The following is a 22,948-nucleotide window of genomic DNA, read 5'->3' on the forward strand; positions in this document are numbered from 1 at the left end:
GAGACATCCCGCGAGCTCAATCCTCCTGTCGTAGCATCGTTACTTATCAATCGAGCTGCCCCAACGTCGTCATGACTGCGTCACCAAGTCTGCAAGTTTGCCCCTCCGTCAACCCGGATCCTATTCTGGCTCCGAGGCCTTGGCTGTTTCGGCGCTTCCTTCCCCAGATCGACCATCGGACAACCGGCGATGTCCTGCAACACCCTGGCTTTGCGGAGATGCGGCGCCACTACATCACGGCCACGATGGCGCAATACGAATTCGCGAACTTCCCAGGCGGATGGCAAAGCACGGCTTACCGGGTCGCAGCCATTGGCATGCTCGTGTGCCTCCATGCCGCCCACGACAACGAAGATCGTGCGACATGGCCGACGCTCGCGCGCTTCAAGGAGGCCATGGCGATCTTCGGGCTCTCCAGCGCTCGCCAGATCGATCATTTCGTGGCTCGTCTCGTAGAGACGGGATACGTTGTGCTGGAGCGCGTCAAAGCGGACGGACGCCTAAGACTTCTCAAGCCGACCGAACAGCTTTTGGAGTGGGACCGTGCGGTCCTGGCAAGTTACTACGAGTCCTTGCGGATCTTATACCCAGATCCCGGATACCGCCTTCCCATTGCCCGCGATCAAGAATTTCACATAGCGATGCGGAAGACATCGACTCGGTATATTCAAAATATTGCCGATTTTATTCGCGCAAACACCGATCTCCTGCCATTCCATAGTATGTATCAGGGTGTTCACATCCTTCTCGCCGTGACCGGTTTGAACTTGGAGCCGCAACGGACCCCGGTACGTGAACGAGACCTCACCGACCTTCGGCAGAGTTTCGGAATCTCGCGGTCCCATATCCGCAACACGCTGGCCGCGGCCGAGGCAGGCGGTCTCATCACATTGTCCGGCCAGAACCAGAGAACCATCGCCATAACAACGCGCGGCCTTGCTGCCATTGATCTCTTCATCGCCAATACACTTGCAGCACACGATCTGGGCTACCAGCTGGCCATCGCCGAGCTCGTACATGCCATTGAGCCACCGGTTCATCCCAAACCCGGTTGATCCCTTCAGGGAGAGCGGATTGGGGCTTCGCTCAAGCGCCGCGCGGGCTTGCCGAGACGCAACCCGCTCCGATCAAGCGGAGGCCGTATCGTTCTCCCCTTGCGGCAGGATATCGGCGCAAACCGCTCGGCGACGTTCAGCGGCCGACTGGCATCGGCCGGTGCCGAAGCGCGCAAGCGTCAGGACCCGGAAGGGAACGCAAGCGGTTCCGTTCTCTCCGGTCGGCGCCAAGTCGAGGGCTGGTCGTCCGAGCCGGTGCCGAGGGGACATTGCACGATGACGCTGTCGCTCCAGCGCCCGAACTTGTAGCCGATGGCCGGAAGATAGCCGACGCGGGTGAAGCCGCAGGCCTCGTGCAGGCGTAAGGAGGCCTCGTTCTTCGCGTCGATATAGCCGATCATCTGGCGGTAGCCGCCGGCGGCGCAGGCCTCGACCAGGGCCGGCAGGAGCCGGCGCCCGATCCCCGCATGGAGGTGATCGGGATGCACGTAGATCGAGTGCTTCAGGGTGAAGCGGTAGGCCGGGCGCTTCCGGAACGGCACGGCATAGGCATAGCCGGCGATGGCCCCGCCCCGTTCGGCGACGAGATGGGGCAGGCGCTTGCTGCGCATGTTCTTGCGCCGCCGCTTGAGGTCGTCCGGCAGCAGGCGCTCCTCGTCGAAATCGCCGGTATCGCCGACCCCCTTGCGGATGTGCCGCTCGTAGATCGCGATCATCGCCGGCACGTCCGCGTCCGACGAGGGCCGGATCACCACGTTCGCGCCGGGCGGGATCACCGGCGAAAGGATTGGAGCGCCTTCCGCCATCAGGCGCCCTCGCGCAGGACGTAGGTGTGGAAGCGGATGCGCCCGTCCGCCTCGGTCTCGCGGTAGACGCCCTGGATCTCGGCCTCGAAGCCGGGAAACAGGTTGGCGGCCGCCTCGAACATCTTGAAATAGTCGAGCATCGGCTTGGCCCGCTCGTCGAGCCGCTCACCCGGCAGCACCGTGCCGATGCCCGGCGGATAGACCAGCATCAGGGTGGTGGCGATCCGGCCCTCGGCTTCGGCAATCGGCACGTAATCGACCTTGTTGCGGGTCAGCATCTGCGCCGCCGCCTTCGGGGCCATCGCCATCTCGGGCAGGTGCTCGGGCATGAACTGCTTGCGCTGCAGCGCCGAGGTGCCCGATTCGCGGTGGAAGGCGTGGTAATCGGCGCAGAGGTCGCGCAGGCCGACGCCGCGGTAGCGCTTGGGCCGCCGGGCGACGAATTCCGGCATGGCCTCCTCCAGCGGCACGTTGTCGTCGTGCAGCCGCTTGAAGGCGACGAGGCCGGAGATCAGCGTGCCGGCTTTCGACGATTCGACGCCCGGCGTCAGCAGGAAGAGCAGCGAGTTGAGGTCGTTCTTCTCCGGCACGATCCGGTTCTCGCGCAGGTATTGCGCGACGATGGGCGCCGGCACGCCGTGCTCGGCATATTCGCCGGTCTTCCGGTCGAAGCCGGGGGTGAGCACGGTGAGCTTGTTGGGATCGGTGATGGCGAAGCCCGGCGCCACATGGGTGAAGCCATGCCAGGAGGCGCCCGGCGTCAGCTCCCAGTAGCGGGCGTCGGAGGCCAGGAGGTCCGTCGGGATCGACTCCCACGGGGTCTCGTTGCCGTCGGGTCCGGTCACCATGTCGGGCACGAAGGGGTCGAAGAACCAGCGCCGCTTCGGATCGGTCTCGCGCTCCTCGAACTCCTTGCGGATGGCGCGGGCCTTCTTGCGCCACTCGATGCCGAGGCGGATCGTGTCGTCCCACAAAACCACGCCGGAGCGGCCCTTCATCATCTGCGCGCCGACATCGAGCGAGGCGAAGAGCGGATAGAACGGCGAGGTCGAGGCATGGACGAGGAAGCTCTCGTTCAGACGCTTGTGCTCGACCCGGCGGGTCTGGCCGCGGATATGCCCGTCCTTGGTGTGGATCTGCGAGGCTTGGCTGAAGCTCGCGAGCTGCTTGTGGGTCGATTGCGTGGCGACGATGCCCGGCGAGGTCTCGTCGAGCCCGGTGATGCCCATGGCGAAGCGGCGGGCATAGAGCGGGTGGAACTTCATGAAGCCCGCCCAGGCCTCGTCGAACAGGATGTAGTCGCAGAGATGCCCGATCTTCTCGACGATGGTCTGCGCGTCGTAGATCGTGCCGTCATAGGTGCATTGCTCGATGACGGCGCAGCGGAACGGACGCTCCTTGCGCCACGCCTCCTTGTCCTTCACCAGCGGATTGACGCGGATCTTCTCGCGGATGCGCGCCTCGTCGAGGGCCTCGTGATAGATCGGCCCGATCAGGCCGAAGGCGTTGCGGTCCGTCTCCAGGAAGATCGGGATGCCGCCGCCGAGGAACAGCGCGCCGTGATGCGCCGCCTTGTGGTTGTTGCGGTCGAACAGGACGAGGTCGTCCTCGGCCACCAGCGAGGACAGCACGATTTTGTTGGAGGCCGAGGTGCCGTTGAGGACGAAATAGGTCTTCTCCGCCCCGAAGATCTTCGCCGCCTCCTTCTGCGCCTTCAGCGCCGGGCCCTCGTGGGTCAGGAGGTCGCCGAGATCGAGCACCGAATTGTCGAGGTCGTCGCGGAAGATCGCCTCGCCGAGATGCTCGACGAAGATCCGGCCGATCGGCGAGCGGTTGTAGAAGATGCCGCCGTTATGGCCGGGGCAGGTCCAGAGCTGGTTGCCCTCCTCGGCGTAATCGACGAGCGCGCCGAAGAACGGCGTCTTCAGCGTGTCGGCATATTGCGTCACGCGGGAGACGAGGTTGCGGGCGATGAATTCCGGCGTCTCCTCGGCGAGGAAGATGTAGCCGTCGATGAAGTCGAGCAGCTCGACGGGGATGTCCTCCAGCCGCTTGCGCCGGACCATGATGACGATCGGCATCTCCAGGCCGCGCTTGCGCATCATGTCGATGAGGGCGGCCGCCTTGCCTTCGAGGCCGCGCTTGCCCCAATCCACCACGAGGCAGCCGACCGCCGAGTCGGTCTGCACCGCGATGGCCGCGTCCTCGACGCGTCGGGCCCGCACCACTTCGAAGCCGCGCTGCTCCACCGCCGCAACGATCTGGTTGACCCGCGCCCCCTCCAGATCGTCCGGATCGAAGGCGGGCGTGCACATCAGCACGGTAAAGCGGCGGTGGAAGTCCATAGAGCGCAGCTCTCCAAGAGCGCCCACCGCCGAACCGTGTGGCCGGTTCGGCGGAGAGGGGCGCGGCAGGGCTTAGAATCGATTCCGCCCGCTTAGCGGCCGGGATCGATTCTGGCGAATGAGAATCCAGCCTTTCCGGCCGATCCGCGACGTTTCGATGACAGCTCCCTCACCGCAGGGTGAGGGGAAAGCTCAGCTCGGTGAATCCTTCGAGGGTCAGCAGCCCGGCCGGCGGCGGCGGGAAGGGCGCGGCGGCCTGCACGGCGCGGGCCGCCCGCTCGCCCAGGACCATCGGTCCTTCCTCGAGGGCGATCCCGCCGAGGGCGCCGCTGGAATCGATCCGCACCCGGATCGTCACCGCGCCGCCCCGCCCGCGCGGCTCCGCCCGGCCCGCCATCCGGTCCGCCATGCCGATGCGGCTGACCACATCGGCCACCCAGGCCCGGGCCTTGGCATCGACCCGCGGCGCGGCATGGCCTGAGGCCATGGGAGCGGTCAGCATCAGCAGCGCGAGGACGAGCGGCCGGACGGGGGATGGGAGCACGACGCGATGGACTCCATGAACGGAAAAGGCGCCTCGCGGCGCCGTCTGTCGGGACAACGGCGCCGGGAGAAGCCGGGCCGTTCTCGATCTTCAACGCCGGCTTCGGACTTAAGTGCCCCGCTCAGCCGCGTCCGTCGCCCGGGGCCGGCCCGTGGTGGGCGAGGATCCCGCCTCCCCTCCCCGCCTCGGGATGAGGACGAGGACCGGATCCCAGATCGTTCGTCAGAACGTCGCCGCAGCCCCGCGACGCAGGTGCTCGTCGAGGCGCGGCATGATCTCGACGAAGTTGCAGGGGCGGTGACGGTAATCGAGCTGCTGGGCCAGGATGCCGTCCCAGGCGTCCTTGCAGGCGCCGGGCGAGCCCGGCAGCACGAAGATATAGGTTGCCCCCGCCACCCCGGCGGTCGCCCGCGATTGCAGGGTCGAGGTGCCGATCTTGTCGTAGGAGATGCGGTGGAACACCGCCGAGAAGCCGTCCATGCGTTTCTCGAACAGCGGCTCGATGGCCTCCGGGGTCACGTCGCGGCCGGTGAAGCCGGTGCCGCCGGTGGTGATCACGACATCGATCGTCGGATCGTGGATCCAGCCCTCGACCCGCTCATGGATGGCGACGATCTCGTCCGGCACGATGTCCCGCGCCGCCAGCCGGTGCCCGGCGGCGGTGAGCCGCGCGACCAGGGTGTCGCCGGACCGGTCGTCGGCGAGCACGCGGGTATCCGACACCGTCAGCACGGCGATGGAGAGGGGGATGAAGGCGCGGGACGTCGGCTCGCTCGTCATAGGCATGATGTTGTCCGGCGCGCGCGGCCGGTCAACCGTCGCCCGACGTCGCGGGGGGGCCATGCACATCCCGGCTCGCCTTCCGGCGGGGCCGCGCGTTGAGGGGCCGGGCCGGGCCGTGCTACGCGCGGGGAGATTTCGCGAGATACGCGACCCGTTCGAGGCACCGAAACACATGATCCCCCGCTACTCCCGTCCTGAGATGACCGCGATCTGGTCGCCGGAGAGCCGGTTCCGGATCTGGTTCGAGATCGAGGCCCACGCCACCACCGCGCTCGCCAAGATCGGCGTCGTTCCGAAGGAAGCGGCCGAGACGGTGTGGGAGAAGGGCCGCGACGCGGTGTTCGACGTCGCCCGCATCGACGAGATCGAAGCGGTGACGAAGCACGACGTCATCGCCTTCCTCACCCATCTGGCCGAGATCGTCGGGCCGGAGGCGCGCTTCGTCCACCAGGGCATGACCTCCTCGGACGTGCTCGATACCTGCCTCAACGTGCAGCTCACCAAGGCCGCCGACATCCTGATCAAGGATCTCGATGCCCTGCTCGCGGCGCTGAAGCGGCGCGCCTTCGAGCACAAGCTCACCCCCACCATCGGCCGCTCGCACGGCATCCACGCCGAGCCGGTCACCTTCGGCCTCAAGCTCGCCCAGGCCTATGCCGAGTTCGCCCGCGCCAAGGAGCGCCTGATCGCGGCGCGCAAGGAGGTCGCGACCTGTGCGATCTCCGGCGCGGTCGGCACCTTCGCCAACATCGACCCGCGGGTGGAGGAATACGTCGCCGAACAGATGGGCCTTCAGCCCGAGCCGGTCTCGACCCAGGTGATCCCGCGCGACCGCCACGCCATGTTCTTCGCCGTGCTCGGCGTCATCGCCAGCTCCATGGAGCGCCTCGCCATCGAGGTGCGCCATCTGCAGCGCACGGAGGTGCTGGAGGCGGAGGAATTCTTCTCCGAGGGGCAGAAGGGCTCCTCGGCCATGCCGCACAAGCGCAACCCGGTGCTCACCGAGAACATCACCGGCCTCGCCCGCATGGTGCGCGGCTACGTGACCCCGGCGCTGGAGAACGTCGCCCTCTGGCACGAGCGCGACATCTCGCATTCCTCGGTCGAGCGGATGATCGGCCCGGATGCCACCGTGACCCTCGACTTCGCCCTCGCCCGGCTCACCGGCGTGATCGACAAGCTCTTGGTCTACCCGGCCACCATGCAGAAGAACCTCGACAAGCTCGGCGGCCTCGTCCACTCGCAGCGGGTGCTGCTGGCGCTGACCCAGGGCGGCGTCTCGCGGGAGGATTCCTACCGGCTGGTCCAGCGCAACGCGATGCCGGTCTGGCGCGGCGAGGGCGATTTCCTGACCCTGCTCAAGGCCGACCCGGACGTCACCGCCGTGCTCAAGCCGGAGCAGATCGAGGAGTGCTTCGATCTCGGCTACCACCTCAAGCATGTCGACACGATCTTCTCGCGGGTGTTCGGCGAAGCCTGATCCCCCCGTATCCCCTTGCCCGGCGCGGCCTCCCTTGAGACGGAGAGCGCGCCGAGCACGGAATCTGCTTCGCGCCGCGAACCGATGACGGACGACCGAGAGAACCGATGACCCGCACCGCCTATCTCAACGGCCGGTTCCTGCCCCTGGACGAGGCCCGCGTGCCGGTGATGGACCGCGGCTTCCTGTTCGCCGACGGAATCTACGAGGTCGCCGCCGTGCTGCACGGACGCCTCGTGGACAATGCCGCCCACCTCGCCCGGCTCGACCGCTCGCTGTCCGAGATCGGCATCCGCAACCCCCATTCCGCGCAGGAATGGGAGCGGCTGGAGACTGAGCTGGTCGAGAAGAACGGCGTCCGCGAGGGCCTCGTCTACATCCAAGTGACGCGGGGCGTGGCCGAGCGCGACTTCTCCTTCCCCAAGGGGGACGTGCCGGCGACGGTGGTGATGTTCACGCAGGAGAAATCCATCGTCGCCAACCCGCTGGCCGAGTCCGGGGCCAAGGCGATCACCGTGCCGGACCTGCGCTGGAAGCGCCGGGACATCAAGTCGGTGGCCCTGCTGGCCCAGGTTCTCGCCAAGCAGCAGGCGTCCGAGGCCGGCGTCGCGGAGGCCTTCATGATCGAGGACGGAGTGGTGACGGAGGGCTCCTCCTCCACCGTCTTCATCGTCACCAAGGCCGGCGCGCTGGTGACGCGTCCGCTGTCCCACGCGATCCTGCCCGGCATCACCCGCAAGGCGGTGCTGGCGCTGGCCGAGGAAACCGGCCTCGCCTTCGAGGAACGGCTGATCAATGCCCGCGAATTGTTCGAGGCGGCGGAAGCGTTCTACACCTCGGCCTCGGCCTTCGTGATGCCGGTGGTGGAGATCGACGGCAAAACCCTCGGCGACGGGCGGCCCGGCCCGGTGGCGAAGCGCCTGCGCGAACTCTACTTCGCCTTCGCCGCACGAGACGCTGGCTAGCCTGACAGGAACGCCTTGGGGGGCGCCCCCGTTGGTCCGAAAAGGACCACCGAGGACGTGATGACTTTAGCCAAGATGACGCTGCGCGCCGCCGCCCTGATTGCCGGAATGCTGAGCGGCGCGGCCTTCGCGCAGGATCCCTCCGTGCCCCAGCGCGGCCAGGACAGCGACCCGAAGCTCCCGCCCCCCCAGGAGCAGGTGCCCGAAAAGGTCCGCCCGGAGGGCGAAACCGGCGGCCGCACCCTGAGCGACAAGCTCGAGAGATCGGACGGCGTGATCAAGCCACCGGCCGGCGTCGATCCGGAGATCAAGACGATCGCGCCGGAGCCGAATCCGAACTCGATGCCGGTGATCAAGCCACCGGGCACCGCGAAGTAGATCCCGAACTACGAGCAGCCATGCGGAGCGGTTCTGTCGGGGAAGGGTCCGCTTCGCTTGACCTGCCCGCCCATATCGCCGAAGACGCGCGCATATGCCCGATCCCCCGGCTCGGCGGCCGGGGTTTTCGCGCGTGGCGCAACTGCTTGGCGCCCGCGCCAGCGATTGCGAGACAGGTCAGACGCGCATGGCGAACGTCGTCGTCGTAGGCGCCCAGTGGGGCGACGAGGGCAAGGGTAAGATCGTCGATTGGCTCTCCGAGCAGGCCGACATCGTGGTCCGCTTTCAGGGCGGTCACAATGCCGGCCATACCTTGGTGGTCGGCAACGCCGTCTACAAACTCTCCCTGCTGCCCTCGGGCGTGGTGCGGCCGAACACGCTCGGCGTGATCGGCAACGGGGTCGTGCTCGATCCCTACGCCCTGGCCTCCGAAATCGACCGCCTCGCCGGCCAGGGCGTCACGGTCGGCCGCGACAACCTGCGGGTGGCCGACAACGCCACGCTGATCCTCTCGCTCCACCGCGAACTCGACGCCCTGCGCGAGGACGGGGCACCGGGCACCAAGATCGGCACGACCAAGCGCGGCATCGGCCCGGCCTACGAGGACAAGGTCGGCCGCCGGGCGATCCGCCTGATGGATCTCGCCGAGCCCGACACCCTGCCGCCGAAAATCGAGCGGCTGCTCGCCCACCACAACGCCCTGCGGCGCGGCTTCGGGCTGGAGGAGATCTCCGAGCAGGCGATCCTCGACGAGCTGACGGGCATCGCCGAGCGGGTCCTGCCCTATCAGGACACGGTGTGGCGCCTGCTCGACGAGGCGCGCAAGGGCGGCAAGCGCATCCTGTTCGAGGGGGCGCAGGGCGCGCTGCTCGACGTCGATCACGGCACCTACCCCTTCGTCACCTCGTCCAACACGGTGGCGGGACAGGCGGCGACCGGTTCGGGCCTCGGCCCGGGCGCCATCGGCTACGTGCTCGGCATCGCCAAGGCCTACACCACCCGCGTCGGAGAGGGCCCGTTCCCGACCGAGCTGCACGACGCGATCGGCCAGCGCATCGGCGAGCGCGGCCATGAATTCGGCACGGTCACCGGGCGCAAGCGCCGCTGCGGCTGGTTCGATGCCTGCCTCGTGCGCCAGACCGTGCAGACCTCCGGCATCGACGGCATCGCCCTGACCAAGCTCGACGTGCTCGACGGGTTCGACGAGATCAAGGTCTGCACCGCCTACGACATCGACGGGCAGCGCTTCGACCATCTGCCGGCGAGCCAGGCGGCGCAGCAGCGGGCCGTTCCGGTCTACGAGACGATCCCCGGTTGGACCGGCACCACGGCGGGAGCCCGTTCCTGGGCGGACCTGCCGGCCCAGGCGATCAAGTATGTGCGCCGGATCGAGGAACTGATCGGCGCGCCGGTGGCGCTGCTCTCCACCTCGCCGGAACGGGACGACACCATCCTCATGCACAACCCGTTCGAGGATTGAGGCGGTTTACGCTTGATCGAAGCCGAAACCGTGTCACCGAGCCTGGGCGGCGTCCAGGCAGGGATTCCGGCGCGCGACAGCGACGGGATCCCGCCGACACCGACCTCCGCATCGCCCCGCGATGGCTCGGAGGTCGCACGAGGCGCCCGGGACGGCGGGTAGGTACAGGCAGGTCCGGGCACGATGGCCGACTATTATCCGTTGCTGGCACGCGCGCTCGACGCCCTGCCCGACCGATCGCCGGCACTCCGCCGAGCGGTCTACGACCGCGCACGCAGCGCCCTGATCGCGCAGCTCCGTTCCCTCGACCCGCCGGTCCCGGAGGCGGATATCGATCTGGAGCGGCAGGCGCTCGATACCGCGATCCAGCGCCTCGAAACCGAGTACGAGCCGGCCACCGCTTCCAAAGAGCCGGAGGTTGCGCCGCCGCAAATTCCTTCCCCGGCGCCGGCCGAGCCACTGCGGCCCGAGCCGCTCGTGCCGGAACCGCTGCCGCCGACTCTGCCCGAACCCGAGCCGCCGCAGGCCGTAGACAAGCCGCCGCAGGCCGCCGAAGAGCCGCACCGAGCCGCGACCGCGTCACCGGTCCTGCCGCCGGCCTCCGTGCCGGCCGGCTTCCTGCCCGACGCTCCGCCGGCAAACGCCGAAACTCCGGCCGAGACGCTTCCTTTCATGCCTCCGCCCCGGCGGCCAAGGCTCGACGAGGCCCCGAAATCCGAGACCCCGGACGGCGCCGTCCCCTCGGCGGAGCCCCCCGCCGAGGGCGCCGCGTCCGAGGCCAACGGCCATGGCGAAGCGGTCAACGGGCGTCAGCGTCCCCGCATCGATGTGGTGACCCCGACCGAAGGCCGCTCACGCCTTCTGCGCAATCTGTTCGTCGGCGGTGTGCTGGCGGTCGTGATCGGGCTGATCGCGGTCGCGGCCTTCTTCCTGCGCGATCAGCCCTCGGACCTGCAGCAGAGCGCGGCCGAGCAGGGTGCCCCCGCCGAGGCGCCGGACGCGAAGTTCTCCGACCGGGTCGGCGGCGAGCACCATGAGGCGGAGGCGCGCCCGAAACCGGCTTCACCGGGCGCCGTCCCGGCCCAGCCCGAGGTGACGGTGTCGCAGCGGGCGATCCTCTACGAGGAGAATCAGAGCGATCCCCGCGCCCAGCCGATCTCCACCGGCGGACAGGCGATCTGGCGCGTGGAGGCGGTGAACGGTGAGCAGGGTCAGCCCCTGCAGACGGCCCTGCGGACCAGCGTCGAGTTCCCGGATGCCGGTCTCACCCTGACGATGACCATGCGCAAGAACCTCGATGCCACGCTGCCGGCCTCGCACACCATCGAGCTCGCCTTCACCAATTCCGACTCCGGCGCGAAGCGCATCGTGCAGAATATCGGCCTGCTGCAGCTGAAAGACGAGGAGAGCGCCCGCGGTTCTCCGGTTTCGGGCCTGCCAGTCCGCGTGCGCGACAACCTGTTCCTGATCGGCCTGTCCTCGTTGAAGAGCGATATCGACCGCAACACCGACTTGCTGCTTCACAAGAACTGGCTCGATCTGGCGGTGACCTATACGAACGGTCAGCGGGCCGTCATCAGTTTCGAGAAGGGCAATGCCGGCGCCCAGGCAATGCAGAACGCTTTCGCGCAGTGGCGGGACTGATACGGAATCCGCTTGATTCAAGCGGTCACCGTATCACTCAGCCCGCGCGGCGCCTGAGCGAAGCCCCAATCCGCCATCCCGAAGGGATCACCCGGATTGGGTCTGACGCGTTCACGCCACGCGTTGCACGTCTTCGATTAAAGGCCTCGCACCGATGGGCGCGGGACTTTGCGCGATCGATCGAAAGGCTGCCCTAACGACGAAGCCCGGCCAGGGGATGGCCGGGCTTCGTCGGATCAGGGCGGAGTCGGGAACCGTAAGGGCTCCCGCAGACCTCAGGAAATCCGCGCCTCGGTCCGCGGCAATTCGCGGGTGGCGAGGTTGCGCTTGACCGCTTCCTGCACCTTCTCGAAGGCGCGGACCTCGATCTGGCGGACGCGCTCGCGGGAGACGCCGAATTCGCCGGACAGATCCTCCAGGGTGATCGGATCGTCGGCGAGCCGCCGTGCCTCGAAGATGCGCCGCTCGCGCGGGTTCAGCACGCCGAGCGCGTCGCGCAGGGCCGAGAGACGGTTGCGCCCCTCTTCCTCGCGGGCGAGCACGGTCTCCTGGCTCGGGCTGTTGTCCACGAGCCAGTCCTGCCACTCGCCCTCGCCCTCCTCGCGCAGGGGCGCGTTGAGCGAGGTATCGCCGGAGAGGCGGCGGTTCATGTCGATCACGTCCTGCTCGGGCACACCGAGCGAGGTGGCGATCTGCTGAACCTGCTCGGGGCGCAGATCGCCCTCGTCGAGGGCCGAGATGCGGCCCTTGGCCTTGCGCAGGTTGAAGAACAGCTTCTTCTGGTTGGCGGTGGTGCCCATCTTCACGAGCGACCACGAGCGCAGGATGTATTCCTGGATCGCCGCCTTGATCCACCACATCGCGTAGGTGGCCAGCCGGAAGCCCTTGTCCGGATCGAACCGCTTGACGGCCTGCATCAGGCCGACATTGCCCTCGGACACGACTTCGCTGATCGGCAGGCCGTAGCCGCGATAGCCCATGGCGATCTTGGCCACGAGGCGCAGGTGCGAGGTCACGAGGCGATGCGCCGCCTCGCGGTCGCCCTGGTCGCGCCAGCTCTTGGCGAGGGTAAACTCCTCCGCCGGCTCCAGCATCGGGAACTTGCGGATCTCATCGAGGTAGCGCGAAAGGCCTCCCTCGTTGGCAAGCACGGGCAGTGCGCCAGCCATGTGCACCTCCTTCAACAGCCCCCCTTCGGGCGGGGCCCAAGCGCATGGCCGCTCTCTTGAGCCGGCCATGCCGCTTCCCATTTTCTAATGGAAATTCGTAATGCCCGGTAGCGGCCGACGCTGTTCACGCAGGGTCCCAACGCGCGAACCGGAGTCCGGGTTTAACGTGTCACGGGCGCGCACCGGCCGCTGTGCCGAAACGCACCTTTCCCATGCCTCGCGCCGCGTCTCATCCGAGCGCCGCGAGCAGCCTCGAAAAATCCTCCGGCACCGGGCTCTCGAAGCGCAGGCGTTCGCCCGAGCGCGGATGCAGGAAGCCGAGTTCGGCCGCGTGCAGCGCCTGACGCCCGAGGTCGCTCAAGGCGGCGCGGGCGGGCTCGGCCAAGCGGGCCGCTTTGGTCTTGAAGGCGCCGCCATAGACCGGATCTCCCAGGAGCGGGTGGCCGCGATGGCTCAGATGCACCCGGATCTGGTGGGTGCGCCCTGTCTCCAGGCGGCAGCGCAGCAGCGCCGTGACGCCATCCGCGCCGGGCAGGGCCTCGACCCGGTAATGGGTGATCGCCTCCCGGCCCTCTCCCTCGCGCACGACCGCGATCTTCTCGCGATTGTGGCGCGAGCGGGCGAGGTTCGCCCGGATCGTCCCGTGACGCGGCTCCGGCACATTCCAGACGAGGGCGAGATAGGCCCGCTCCAGGGCTCCGTTGCGGCCATGATCGGCGAACTGGGCCGAGAGCCCCTGGTGAGCGAGGTCGTTCTTGGCGACGACGAGCAGGCCGCTGGTATCCTTGTCGAGGCGGTGGACGATACCGGGACGGCGCACGCCGCCGATGCCGGACAGGCTCGCTCCGCAATGGGCGATCAGCCGGTTCACCAGGGTGCCGTCCTCGTGCCCCGCCGCCGGATGCACGACGAGCCCCGCCGGCTTGTCGATGACGATGAGATCCTCGTCCTCGTGGACGACGGTAAGCGGCAGCGCCTCGCCCATCGGTTCGGCGGGAAGCGGCGCCGGCACGCTCAGGTCGAGCCGGCAGCCTGCGCCGACCTTGCGCGCGGGATCGCGCAGGACCGCTCCGTCACAGCGCACGAGGCCGTCGCGCACCAGCGCCTGGAGCCGGGCTCGGGACAGATCCTCGAAGGCCCGGGCAAGGGCGCGGTCGAGCCGCTCGGGCGACGCACCGTCATCGAGGACGACACTGCGCTCCTCGTTCGCGCCGGACGTCGTGGAAAGCACCGTGGAGGACACCGTGAGAATTCTCGTCATTTCGCCCCGGAAACCGCTTGCGGGAGCCGAAACGCCTCGCTATACGAACCCCGGTCGGGCCGGAAGCTCCCATCGTCTAGCGGTCTAGGACGTCGCCCTCTCACGGCGAAAACAGGGGTTCGATTCCCCTTGGGAGCGCCACCGGGGTTCTCAAACGCTTGTTTGTTCTTGCGTTTCCAGGCCGAAGGTCCCACCCCGTCCTGGGAGGACTGCTTCGGTGGGACCCGGGCGTCGGAACCGCTCCTTCGAGGCAGTAGCGCCATCGCATCGTCGGCGAGGCGTGCGCGCTGAGCTTCCCGCGTGTAGCGTTCGACCTCCTCCAGCGTCCGATGTCCGGTGATCGCCATGATCTGATGCGGCGTCGCCCCGCGTTCCGCGAGCCTCGCGGCCGTGGCCTTGCGGCACCCGTGCGCGGAGCAATGCGGAAGTGCGGCCTGGATGCACCATTCCTTGAAGCGGTTGCCGAACCCGTTGGGCGAGAAGGAACGGCCGTAGTCCGTCTCGAGAAAGGACGGGCAGCTCGACGGGGGAACGGAAGCAATGGCTTCCGCGAGGTCGGGATGGATCGGAATGTCCATGGCCACCGGCGCGCGGTGCTCGTTCTTCGCCTGGACGTAGCGCATGCGACCCGCGGAGACGTGACGCGGCCCGAGCCTCACGACGTCCTCGCGCCGTCCCGCGGTGTAGAGCAGCAGAGCCAGCGCGAGGCGTGCTTTCGTGCCGAGCGGGTGAACGGCCTCGTAGGCTTCGACCTCGGTCAGGGACCAGGAGTGGTGACCCTTCGAAGCGTAGCGCACCCGCTTCACCTCACGCGTCGGATCGCCCGGCGCGAGGTCATGTTCGACCGCCCACGAGAACAAGGCGCGAAGCGCCTTCAGGAGAGTGTTGGCTGCCGCAGGCGTCCCGCGCCTCGAGTCGCGCATCTGGCGCACGTGTCGTGCGAGCAATCGCCGGATCAGCTTACCGCCATGCGCCTCGCAGGCCGCCTCGAGCCCGCGACGCCGCCAGGCCTGCGTCGAAGGATCGAGCGCTCCGAACGCTGAGCTGCCGAGGTACCGTTCGCAGATCGATCGAAACGAACCCGGTCGGACCTCCGCGCACGCGGTCGCCGCCGGGGCGTCGCCGGCAAGGCAGCGGTCGTACGTCTCCATGAAGATTTTCGAGCCCGGCTTCCCTCGCAGGCGCGTCTTCGGGTCCGGTCGGCGCCGGAAGTAGTAGCGGACGTTGCCGTGCCGATCGACGTCGGACACGACGAACTTCAGACGCAGCATGACCATGGAGAGACGTCCGCTTCGCGGCAATCCTGCATGGAGCATTCCCGATGCCGGACCCGACCGCAAGATCACGATGTTCGCGGACCTCGACTCGGCCGGTCGAAGCAATGAAGCGGCCCGGGGCCGTACCGATCCGACGATGGGTCCGGTTCGACCGGAATGGGTCTTTGCGCACCGGTCCGACGAGTCGGCTGACGGCGGCCTGATCCCGGATCGGAGGAGCGGTGTCGCGGTTCCGGAGTTCCGTGTGCGGCACGGCGCAAAAGGCGATTGGGAGAGGGGTACGGTGCAGCCGCCCCGATTGGAATCCCAAGCGCTCGAACCGCCTCCGAAGCACCGACTTCAGTCGCCCTCTGGGAGCGGCCTCCTCACGAGAATGAGACACAGCGATGCGCTTACCCAGTTCGCGATCCGAAAGCGGCTTCGATCCGCTCGCTAGGGACAGCGAACGGAACTACGAAGGATTGCGCTCTTCCTCTACGCTTGGCACGCGGCATTTCCGTTCAACCGGATTGGGAGCCGGGCAGCGGAGCGGTTCGCTGAACCAAGATCAGGCGGACGAATCCGAGGGACGGTTCGCGGGGATCGTCGATCCCGCACTCCTCCGGTCCGGCAGCAGGGCCATGGCGGTGTCGGCCATCTGCGCACGCAGGGCACTCCTCGTGTATCGCTCGACCTCCGCGAGCGACTGGTGGCCGGTGACAGACATGATCTGGTGTGCCGTAGCCCCGCGGGTCGCGAGCCTTGCAGCCGCGGCCTTCCGGCAGCCGTGTGCCGAGCAATGCGGAAGTCCGGCCTGGATGCACCACTTCTTGAACCTGTTTCCGAAACCGTTCGGCGTGAAGGGGCGGCCGTAATGCGTCAGGATGAAGATCGCTCCGCTCGGCTGCGCCGCGGCGATCGCTTCGGCGAGATCCGGATGGACAGGGATGTCGATCAAGACTGGGGCGCGATCCTCGTTTTTCCCCTGGACGAACCTGAACCGCCCAACGGCGAGGTTGTGCGGACCGAACCTAACGACGTCTTCGCGGCGACCTGCGGTGTAGAGCAGGAGCTCCAGCGCCAGCCTGGCTGTCGTTCCGACAAGGTGGGCGGCCTCGTAGGCTTCCACCTCCGACGGGCTCCAGGGATGGAAGCCCTTCTTCGCGTATTTCAGGAAATCCACGTTCCGGGTCGGATCGGAGGACGCGCGGCCATTCTCGTTGGCCCACTTGAACAGAGCCTTCAACGCCTTCAGCATCGTGTTCGCAGCCGCAGGCGTTTCCCTCTTCCCGTTGCGCAGCGTGCGGACATGACGCGCCTGCATCATGGCGACCCGCTTCGTGCCATGGGCCTCGCTGATCTCGTCCAGTGCCCGGCGTTGCCAGGCTCGCGTCGAGACATCGAGGCTTTTGAACTCCGGACTGCCGAGATAGGCGAGACGGAGCGCGGCGAAGGAGCCAGGCGCGGCAGGAACGCTTCTCGACTTCCGTTCCGGAATTTTGCCGTCCAGACAGTCATAGTATTTGTTCATGAAGGCTTCGGAACCCGGAATTCCCTCGAGGCGGACCTTTGGTGCCGGGCGGCGCCGAAAATAGTATCTGACGTTGTCATGCCTATCTGTGTCGGAGACGACGTACTCCGGGAGCTCCGCGGTTCCACGCTTCAATCCCATTCGTTGTCCTCCCCATCTCCATCGGCGAGAGCATCCCAGGCCGCGTCGAGCTTTCGGAGATCCCATCGGACGCATCCGCGCAGAGTGTTCGGGTCTGGCATCAGCTTGTCCTCGACGAGTTTGTCGAAGGTCGACGTACTGACCCCGACGTAGCGGGCAGCCTCCTCTCGCTTCAGGCCCCGCCGTGGTTCCCAGACGAGCCTTGGGGTAGCTTCGTCGCGCCGACTCATCGGAAAGTCCGCCGCCGTCCGATGTGCCGGAACCAGATTCCACCTGCCTGCGAGAAGAGCCTGCGGTCGCGAAGACCGCCTGCTGCCGACCCGACGCGTGGCGCTGGCATCCACACTGCGATTATGTGGATGTCCACCGTTCCAGGCACGGCGCCGCCGGTCGCGCGCACAGTGGGCGCATCGGAGCGTAGGAGCCGGAATTGAGGCGGAGATGGGCGCTCGAATAGGCGCCCGACGGGAACGGGTATTGGCCGCGTCTGCTCGACCCGCCGGATAGAAAATGCGGAAAGAAGGCTGATGGTCATGGCGGACGGATGTCCGTGGCAGTCATCGCTGTTCGGCCGCCATACAACCCTATATAGGGTAAAAGCGTCAACCCCTTTTAGGGTTAGAATATCGCCCGGACGTATCTTGCCATCAGCCTGCAAGCGTCGGGGTACTCGTCCAGCGCGAGGCGCAAAGAGCCGTGCCATCCTCCGGCCCGGACGATCCGCACTTTCCCCTCCGATTCGAGCAGGCGACCTATCACCCTTGAACCTTCAGGCTTTGCGGCATCGAAGAACATGGCAGTGATCCCGACTTGAACCGGAAGTTGTGAATGAAAGAAGGCGATGTCTCCAATTTCCAGTTCCGGCGCAAGATAGTGATGCGTCACACATATTGCGCAAGCATCTCGGTCATTGTCTAAAATACGAGGCCTCGGCACTTTGTCCCATTTCGTTAAATCAATATTGAAAACTCCATTATTGTCTACATATTGCGGAAAAAAGACTTTTATCAAATCAGATTTCTGTGAAAATGCTCGGACAGATCGTTTCCTCATTCTATTTCGCGACGGATCTAAAGATCGAAGCGAGGATTCTTCGCTCCCACCGTGGAGAACTACATCAGCAAGATCTAAACCCAAAGCTTTAAATATTTCAGGAAGAAAACGACTCTTCTTTGTGATCCCGTTCTCGATCTTGTCAACCGTAGTCTGACTGACGCGTGCCGCCTCCGCCAGCTGCTGCTGTGACCACCCACGCTTGATGCGGGCATCGCGAACCGTGGAGCCTATGGATGTCGTCGAAACCATGAAGACCTTTCGGGTTCAACCCCATTTAGCATCGGCGGCGCGCGTACGCGAGGTGTGGGCCGACGCGGCAACGGACAGGGTCCCTTCTCGCGGCAGCGTCCCGCTTGCCAGATGCCATCCAGATCTTCGTCGGCGGCTGCACCATGATGCTGATCAGCGGGATGATCAGCCGGGCGCGGGGTGCCCGCGAGCATCTGCCGGCGCCAGCGCCTGCCAGCATCGCCGATGTGCCGGCGTCCTTTCTGCAGGGACTGCGCAAGGCCAACGACATCCTGCGCGAGCTGCGTGATCTCACCCGCTGCCAGACTGAAGACACCGGCCGCATCGCCGAGTGCGTCCGCATCATTCGCGAGGAGACAGTGAAGCATACGAGCCAGCTCAGTTGTCGGCAGGAGAGGGAAGTCTGTCGGTAATCCGCTCCACCGAGGCCGCGCAGGAACTCGTCAAACCGAGGGCGCAGCCTTTGGCGGCGGCAATGGGATCGCCCAGCTGAGGGGTTTCCTTGCCTGTAACTTCGTGTCCAAGTCGGCCTGGACGCACGGCAAGATCGGCTTCGCCAGCGTCGGCGCGGCCGGTGTCCTTCCCACCGCAAATGGAAGCCCAGGCTGGAAGCCTTGCCTGGGCGAGCAGGATCTGAGCGGCGACAGTTCGAAGGCGGCAGAGCGTCGATATAGCCGACTTCGACGTGAGTTCGCGACGGTGCCGCACCGAGAGGCTGATCCGACATACAACGCGGGCTCCAGTTCAGGCGCCCGGAGTCGCCGACGCCCGTGCCCGCCTCACTCCACACGCGCGCTGCCGACCATCCGCCTCATCCCTCGTCACCAGCGATAGATCAGGCTGCCGATCACGGCCGCGGGCGCGCCGCGATAGCAGAAGCCCGCCTGACAGGTGAAGTAGTCGCGGTCGAAGATGTTGCTGGCGTTCACCTGCGCACGCAAACCTCTGTACTTCGGGTCGATCGCCGCGAAATCGTAGGCGACCAGCGCGTCGAACAGGGTCACGGTCGGGTTGCGGATCGTGTTCTCATCGTTGGCATAGCTGTTGGCGCTGAAGCGGAGGCCGCCGCCGAGTGTCAGGCCGCTCAGGGCCGAGCTCGGCGGGAACAGGTAGGTCAAGAAGCCGGTGAAGGTGTCCCCTGGAATCCCCGAAAGGTAATTGCCGTCCAGCACTTGCCCAGTGAACGAGGTATGATTGAGATAGCGTAGATCGAGATGCGTATAGGCCAGAGTCAGGTTGGTACCGGGGGCAAAATTGGCGATCGCCTCCATTTCGAAGCCACGCGACTGGACCGAGCCGGTTGCGATCTGGAAGGCAATGTTGTTCGGATCCGTGCGCAGCACACTGCTCTGCACGATGTCAAAGCCGGCGAAGCTTGCCTGGATGTTCGTGCCGGGGATCAGGTACTTGACGCCCGCCTCGATCTGATCGCCGGTCGCCGGCCGGAAGGCGCGACCCGAGGCGTCGGTGCCCGGCTGCGGCGCGAAGGTGGTGGCGTAACTGGCGTAGGGCACGAGGCCCGGCGCCAAGAGATAGTTGAGGCCGACGCGCCCGGTGAAGGCTTGGTCGTTCTGCTGCGTCGCGGTGCCAGTGGTGTCGACCGTGTTCTGGAATACCCAGTCATAGCGGCCGCTCAGGGTGAGCACGAAGCGATCGAACTTGGCCTGCTCCTGTAGGTAGAGCCCGACCTGATCCTGGCTCTGGGCGGTGCGCGGCCCCAGCGGGGCGGCGAAGATCGGCTGGAGGCCATAATTGCGGGTGACGAGGTTGAGATCGGGTGCCGTGCCGAAGCCGAAGCCGAAGCCGAAGCCGAAGCGATAGTTGAAATCGTAATGCGCGTAGTCGAGCCCCGCCAGCAGCGTGTGCTGGACTGGCCCCGTGGTGACATGCGCCTCGATCTGGTTGTCGAGGGTGAACTGGGTGAGATGCTGCCGGGAGAAGCCGGTCGAGCGGCTCGCGGTCACGCCATCGGGGTTGATGCCGGCAATCGAGGTGTAACGGTAATCGGTGTTGACATCGTAGAAACGAAAGTTCTGGCGGAAGAACAGATCCCCGTCGAAGCGGTGTTCGAAGGCGTAGCCGACGCGACCCTGCTGCTGCTTGAAGTCGTTGAAAGCGGGGTCACTCGCATAGAGCCGGGTCGGTCGGAAGTTCTGGTTGAAGAACGTGGTGCTGCCGGGAAGCTTGTTCTCCTGGTACTCGCTTAAGAAGGTGAAGGTCGTGTCGGCGGACGGCTTCCAGGTGAAGGCCGGCGCGATGTAGCTGCGGTCGTCGGCGCCCCCAGGTAGGAAGGTGTCGGATTGCCGCTTGATGCCGGTGATGCGGTAGGCGAGCGTGCCGTCCGTGCCTTCGACCGGGCCGCCGATGTCGAAGTTGCCCTGGTAGCGGTCGAAGTTGCCGACCTGCAGCTGCACCTCGCCGAACCGCGTGAAGACCGGCCGCTTCGTGGTGACGTCGAGGATGCCGCCGGGTGAGCCGAGACCGTAGAGCCCGGAGGTCGGCCCGCGCAGGATCGTGGCCGCCTCGATGCCGTAGGGCTCGATGCGCGGCACCGTCAGGCCCGACGCAATCTGTCGCAGGCCATCCCGGAAGATGCCGTCATAGGTCAAGCTGAAGCCGCGCACGTAGAAGGAATCGAAGCGCGGATCGAAACCGAAGACGTTCGAGGAGACGCCGGCCACGTAGCTGATCGCCTCCTTGAGGGTCTGGACGTTGCGGTCGTTGAGCTGCTCGCGCGTCAGCACCGTCACCGACTGCGGCGTCTCGAGCAGCGGCGTGTTGGTCTTGGTGGCGGTCGGGCTGATGCGGGCCGTGTAGCCCGTCACCCCGCTCGGGCCGCCGCCGCCGCCGCTCGTGGCCGCGCTGTCCTGGGAGACCGCGACATTGCTGTCCGCGCCAGCGAGACCGGTCCTGCTCCGGCTGCCCTCGACCGACAGCTCGCTCAGCTCGACGCTGGCCGGCTGCGCCAAAGCGGGGGAGGCGAGGACTAACGCCGACGAGAGCGCCGTGGAGGTGAGCAGCAGGCCGACGGGGGCGGTTCGAGGCGAAATCATGGACAGTCGGGAGTTGCAAGCTTGGATATGGAGTACTTTGCAGACTATTGCCCGGAAAGACAAGCGACGCCCAAAGAAATTTAGCTATTTTGCAGCTATTATAAACTGAGGGAAACAAATTACTTCCCGCACATCTATCGGTCGACTTGCCATGTCCTGCTGGGATCGATCATTATGCCTAAGATTCATCAACGGTATTCGCGGGTTTTGCTGCAAAGCACTGGGCCGTCACGGCAGCTTCGCTTCATGTTTCGCTGGCACCCGGCCCGAACCATCTCAGGAAGCGCCGAATGACGATCCTCTCGCGACGTACCGTGCTTGGACTCCCGATCGGGCTCTGCGCCGGGTTTGGGCTTCCGCACTCCTGGGCGGCGGCGGATGCGCCCGCGACACTCCCCGGCACGATCCGGTTCGATCTCGCGGGGGAGAGCCGCCCGCCCCGGCGCATCACACTCTACATTCCGCCCGGCGAGCCCCCGGCAGGTGGATGGCCCAGCCTCACCCTGCTCGACGGCAACGCGTTGGCCGGTACGGCCATCGACATCGAGCGGGTGCAAGCGGCCTATCCGGCTGGCAGCGGTGTCGGCTCCCGCTTCGCCATTGTCGCGATCGGATCCCCAACGGAGGAGGCTTACGACAGTGTGGCCCGCTCGTGGGACTACACCCCGCCGCCGGGCCGGACCTACCCGTCCTACAAGCCGGGCGGCCCAGAGCTGCGCACCGGCGGAGCTGCCGCCTTCCTCGATTTCGTGACGCGGGAGCTCAGGGACGAGATCGCCCGGCGCTGCCCAATCAATCGTTCGAGGCAGGCCCTGTTTGGGCATTCCTTTGGCGGCCTGTTCGTTCTCTACGCGCTCGCCCACGCGCCCGAGGCGTTCTCACACTGGATTGCCGCCAGCCCCAGCATCTTCTGGGAGGACGGATCGCTGCTGCCCAGCATCGGCGCCTTCGAGAAAGGATCACCGGTCTGCGCCCAGCTGCTGCTGCTGGCCGGCGCCTACGAGGCGGAGTTGGCGCCGTTCCAGCAGGCGCTGCCCGACCGGGAACAGCGCCTCGCCCGCCTACGAGAGGCGAGCACGGTCGAGCGGGCGCGCGCCATGGCGGAACGGCTCGGCCGCCATCCCGGCGTGACAAGCCGCTTCCAGCTGATCCCCGGCCGCACCCATATGAGCGTGCTGCCGGAGGCGCTCAACGAGGCGGCGGCCTTCGCCTTCCCGATCCATCCCGCCCCTTGCCCGAGCGACGGCTCCAAGTAAGCTGGTGGCGCGGATGGCCAGCCGGTCCGCCGCGCCCCACGCCACGACCGCGAATGTTTGGCGAAGCGTTGCGGCGCACGATCTTTTTGGAGTGGTGGCGCGTGGGATGGCTTGCGCCTTGGATCGAAGCGCGATTAGCCGTCGCCTGACCGCGTGGGAGACCGCTCCCGACTCCATCCAAACCTTCTTCACCAGCAGCTCGGATGTCCGGTTAGGGTGGAGGCTGTGTGAAAACTCAGGCGCGCACTGAAAATGTAGAACAATCTTCTGCGTTGCCGACATTCGAGCATTTTGGTTGGCAACCAAGATGCCGTCAGGGTGCCATGCCGGCGCTGCACAGGGTGTGCGAGGGGAAGATCCTTCTATGGCCTCAACGTTTTCACACAGCCTCGGTGGGGAGCCGGCATTTAGCGAGATGACGGCGAAAGACTGCATCGCCCGCGAGAGCGGACCCTCACGGATTAGGCGTCATAGGACTAGTGGTCTGAGTTGGAAG

The 22,948-nt window shown here is 66.4% G+C and carries 18 protein-coding genes, 1 tRNA gene and 1 pseudogene; 9 read left to right on the forward strand and 11 right to left on the reverse strand.

Going from position 1 to position 22,948, the window contains the following annotated elements:
- Positions 1 to 218 precede the first annotated feature (218 nt).
- Positions 219 to 1,055, forward strand: coding sequence for a hypothetical protein (locus tag MZTS_RS08570; RefSeq protein WP_246482052.1), 837 nt, complete (start codon positions 219 to 221; stop codon positions 1,053 to 1,055).
- Between the two features lie 179 nt (positions 1,056 to 1,234).
- Here the strand turns inward: MZTS_RS08570 and MZTS_RS08575 are convergent, their stop codons facing one another.
- From MZTS_RS08575 to moaB, 4 genes are all read right to left on the reverse strand, one after another.
- Complete coding sequence (locus tag MZTS_RS08575) at positions 1,235 to 1,861, reverse strand: GNAT family N-acetyltransferase (RefSeq protein ID WP_192283239.1); 627 nt, start codon at positions 1,859 to 1,861, stop codon at positions 1,235 to 1,237.
- Positions 1,861 to 4,206 (reverse strand): Orn/Lys/Arg family decarboxylase, encoded by a 2,346-nt coding sequence (locus MZTS_RS08580; RefSeq protein ID WP_192283240.1) that lies wholly within the window; start codon positions 4,204 to 4,206, stop codon positions 1,861 to 1,863. Before MZTS_RS08580 ends, MZTS_RS08575 begins: the two co-directional genes overlap by 1 nt.
- Before the next feature lie 169 nt (positions 4,207 to 4,375).
- On the reverse strand, positions 4,376 to 4,750 hold the full coding sequence (locus MZTS_RS08585) for an energy transducer TonB (protein ID WP_192283241.1): 375 nt from the start codon (positions 4,748 to 4,750) through the stop codon (positions 4,376 to 4,378).
- Positions 4,751 to 4,972: 222 nt separating this feature from the next.
- Positions 4,973 to 5,530, reverse strand: a complete 558-nt coding sequence (moaB, locus tag MZTS_RS08590; protein WP_192283262.1) for a molybdenum cofactor biosynthesis protein B — start codon at positions 5,528 to 5,530, stop codon at positions 4,973 to 4,975.
- Between the two features lie 175 nt (positions 5,531 to 5,705).
- Between moaB and purB the strand changes: the two genes are divergently transcribed.
- The 5 genes from purB (at position 5,706) to MZTS_RS08615 (ending at position 11,480) form a co-directional block, all read left to right on the forward strand.
- On the forward strand, positions 5,706 to 7,013 hold the full coding sequence (gene purB / locus MZTS_RS08595) for an adenylosuccinate lyase (protein ID WP_192283242.1): 1,308 nt from the start codon (positions 5,706 to 5,708) through the stop codon (positions 7,011 to 7,013).
- A gap of 107 nt (positions 7,014 to 7,120) precedes the next feature.
- Positions 7,121 to 7,978: a D-amino-acid transaminase gene (locus MZTS_RS08600; protein ID WP_192283244.1), complete on the forward strand. Its 858-nt coding sequence runs from the start codon at positions 7,121 to 7,123 to the stop codon at positions 7,976 to 7,978.
- 60 nt (positions 7,979 to 8,038) lie between these two features.
- Positions 8,039 to 8,356 (forward strand): hypothetical protein, encoded by a 318-nt coding sequence (locus tag MZTS_RS08605; RefSeq protein WP_192283246.1) that lies wholly within the window; start codon positions 8,039 to 8,041, stop codon positions 8,354 to 8,356.
- Positions 8,357 to 8,543: 187 nt separating this feature from the next.
- Positions 8,544 to 9,836, forward strand: a complete 1,293-nt coding sequence (locus MZTS_RS08610; protein WP_192283248.1) for an adenylosuccinate synthase — start codon at positions 8,544 to 8,546, stop codon at positions 9,834 to 9,836.
- Positions 9,837 to 10,019: 183 nt separating this feature from the next.
- Positions 10,020 to 11,480: a histidine kinase gene (locus MZTS_RS08615; protein WP_192283250.1), complete on the forward strand. Its 1,461-nt coding sequence runs from the start codon at positions 10,020 to 10,022 to the stop codon at positions 11,478 to 11,480.
- Between the two features lie 275 nt (positions 11,481 to 11,755).
- Here the strand turns inward: MZTS_RS08615 and rpoH are convergent, their stop codons facing one another.
- Both rpoH and MZTS_RS08625 read right to left on the reverse strand, forming a co-directional pair.
- Entirely contained in the window at positions 11,756 to 12,649 is an 894-nt protein-coding gene (rpoH, locus tag MZTS_RS08620) for an RNA polymerase sigma factor RpoH (RefSeq protein WP_192283252.1), read from the reverse strand.
- A gap of 229 nt (positions 12,650 to 12,878) precedes the next feature.
- Positions 12,879 to 13,910: an RluA family pseudouridine synthase gene (locus tag MZTS_RS08625; RefSeq protein ID WP_192283254.1), complete on the reverse strand. Its 1,032-nt coding sequence runs from the start codon at positions 13,908 to 13,910 to the stop codon at positions 12,879 to 12,881.
- Between the two features lie 65 nt (positions 13,911 to 13,975).
- On the opposite strand from MZTS_RS08625, the gene MZTS_RS08630 reads away from it, so the two are divergent.
- Positions 13,976 to 14,051, forward strand: a tRNA-Glu gene (locus tag MZTS_RS08630).
- Between the two features lie 161 nt (positions 14,052 to 14,212).
- Here MZTS_RS08630 and MZTS_RS25595 read toward each other — a convergent pair.
- The 4 genes and pseudogenes from MZTS_RS25595 to MZTS_RS08645 all read right to left on the reverse strand — a co-directional run.
- Positions 14,213 to 15,226, reverse strand: a pseudogene (locus MZTS_RS25595) (tyrosine-type recombinase/integrase); the annotation flags it as partial.
- A 508-nt stretch (positions 15,227 to 15,734) separates the two neighbouring features.
- Positions 15,735 to 16,697, reverse strand: a complete 963-nt coding sequence (locus MZTS_RS08640; protein WP_246482053.1) for a tyrosine-type recombinase/integrase — start codon at positions 16,695 to 16,697, stop codon at positions 15,735 to 15,737.
- 131 nt (positions 16,698 to 16,828) lie between these two features.
- Positions 16,829 to 17,068, reverse strand: coding sequence for a helix-turn-helix domain-containing protein (locus MZTS_RS25165; protein WP_108939212.1), 240 nt, complete (start codon positions 17,066 to 17,068; stop codon positions 16,829 to 16,831).
- Between the two features lie 388 nt (positions 17,069 to 17,456).
- Positions 17,457 to 18,143, reverse strand: a complete 687-nt coding sequence (locus MZTS_RS08645; protein WP_108939213.1) for a helix-turn-helix domain-containing protein — start codon at positions 18,141 to 18,143, stop codon at positions 17,457 to 17,459.
- Positions 18,144 to 18,247: 104 nt separating this feature from the next.
- Here MZTS_RS08645 and MZTS_RS08650 point away from each other — a divergent pair, with 104 nt between their 5' ends.
- Complete coding sequence (locus MZTS_RS08650; protein WP_192283256.1) at positions 18,248 to 18,556, forward strand: hypothetical protein; 309 nt, start codon at positions 18,248 to 18,250, stop codon at positions 18,554 to 18,556.
- A 408-nt stretch (positions 18,557 to 18,964) separates the two neighbouring features.
- On the opposite strand, the gene MZTS_RS08655 is transcribed toward MZTS_RS08650, so the two are convergent.
- Entirely contained in the window at positions 18,965 to 21,196 is a 2,232-nt protein-coding gene (locus tag MZTS_RS08655; protein ID WP_108939215.1) for a TonB-dependent siderophore receptor, read from the reverse strand.
- A gap of 290 nt (positions 21,197 to 21,486) precedes the next feature.
- Here MZTS_RS08655 and MZTS_RS08660 point away from each other — a divergent pair, with 290 nt between their 5' ends.
- Complete coding sequence (locus MZTS_RS08660) at positions 21,487 to 22,452, forward strand: alpha/beta hydrolase (protein ID WP_108939216.1); 966 nt, start codon at positions 21,487 to 21,489, stop codon at positions 22,450 to 22,452.
- The last annotated feature ends 496 nt before the right edge of the window (positions 22,453 to 22,948 follow it).

This window comes from Methylorubrum zatmanii (assembly GCF_014845115.1).
In the GTDB taxonomy this organism is placed as follows: domain Bacteria; phylum Pseudomonadota; class Alphaproteobacteria; order Rhizobiales; family Beijerinckiaceae; genus Methylobacterium; species Methylobacterium zatmanii.

Bases quoted from the DNA above. Each gene is read 5' to 3' on its own strand.
- MZTS_RS08570 (WP_246482052.1), top strand. From the start codon at position 219: ATGCGGCGCCACTACATCACGGCCACGATGGCGCAATACGAATTCGCG.
- MZTS_RS08575 (WP_192283239.1), bottom strand. From the start codon at position 1,861: ATGGCGGAAGGCGCTCCAATCCTTTCGCCGGTGATCCCGCCCGGCGCG.
- MZTS_RS08580 (WP_192283240.1), bottom strand. From the start codon at position 4,206: ATGGACTTCCACCGCCGCTTTACCGTGCTGATGTGCACGCCCGCCTTC.
- moaB (WP_192283262.1), bottom strand. From the start codon at position 5,530: ATGACGAGCGAGCCGACGTCCCGCGCCTTCATCCCCCTCTCCATCGCC.
- purB (WP_192283242.1), top strand. From the start codon at position 5,706: ATGATCCCCCGCTACTCCCGTCCTGAGATGACCGCGATCTGGTCGCCG.
- MZTS_RS08600 (WP_192283244.1), top strand. From the start codon at position 7,121: ATGACCCGCACCGCCTATCTCAACGGCCGGTTCCTGCCCCTGGACGAG.
- MZTS_RS08605 (WP_192283246.1), top strand. From the start codon at position 8,039: ATGACTTTAGCCAAGATGACGCTGCGCGCCGCCGCCCTGATTGCCGGA.
- MZTS_RS08610 (WP_192283248.1), top strand. From the start codon at position 8,544: ATGGCGAACGTCGTCGTCGTAGGCGCCCAGTGGGGCGACGAGGGCAAG.
- MZTS_RS08615 (WP_192283250.1), top strand. From the start codon at position 10,020: ATGGCCGACTATTATCCGTTGCTGGCACGCGCGCTCGACGCCCTGCCC.
- rpoH (WP_192283252.1), bottom strand. From the start codon at position 12,649: ATGGCTGGCGCACTGCCCGTGCTTGCCAACGAGGGAGGCCTTTCGCGC.
- MZTS_RS08625 (WP_192283254.1), bottom strand. From the start codon at position 13,910: ATGACGAGAATTCTCACGGTGTCCTCCACGGTGCTTTCCACGACGTCC.
- MZTS_RS08640 (WP_246482053.1), bottom strand. From the start codon at position 16,697: ATGAACAAATACTATGACTGTCTGGACGGCAAAATTCCGGAACGGAAG.
- MZTS_RS25165 (WP_108939212.1), bottom strand. From the start codon at position 17,068: ATGAGTCGGCGCGACGAAGCTACCCCAAGGCTCGTCTGGGAACCACGG.
- MZTS_RS08645 (WP_108939213.1), bottom strand. From the start codon at position 18,143: ATGGTTTCGACGACATCCATAGGCTCCACGGTTCGCGATGCCCGCATC.
- MZTS_RS08655 (WP_108939215.1), bottom strand. From the start codon at position 21,196: ATGATTTCGCCTCGAACCGCCCCCGTCGGCCTGCTGCTCACCTCCACG.
- MZTS_RS08660 (WP_108939216.1), top strand. From the start codon at position 21,487: ATGACGATCCTCTCGCGACGTACCGTGCTTGGACTCCCGATCGGGCTC.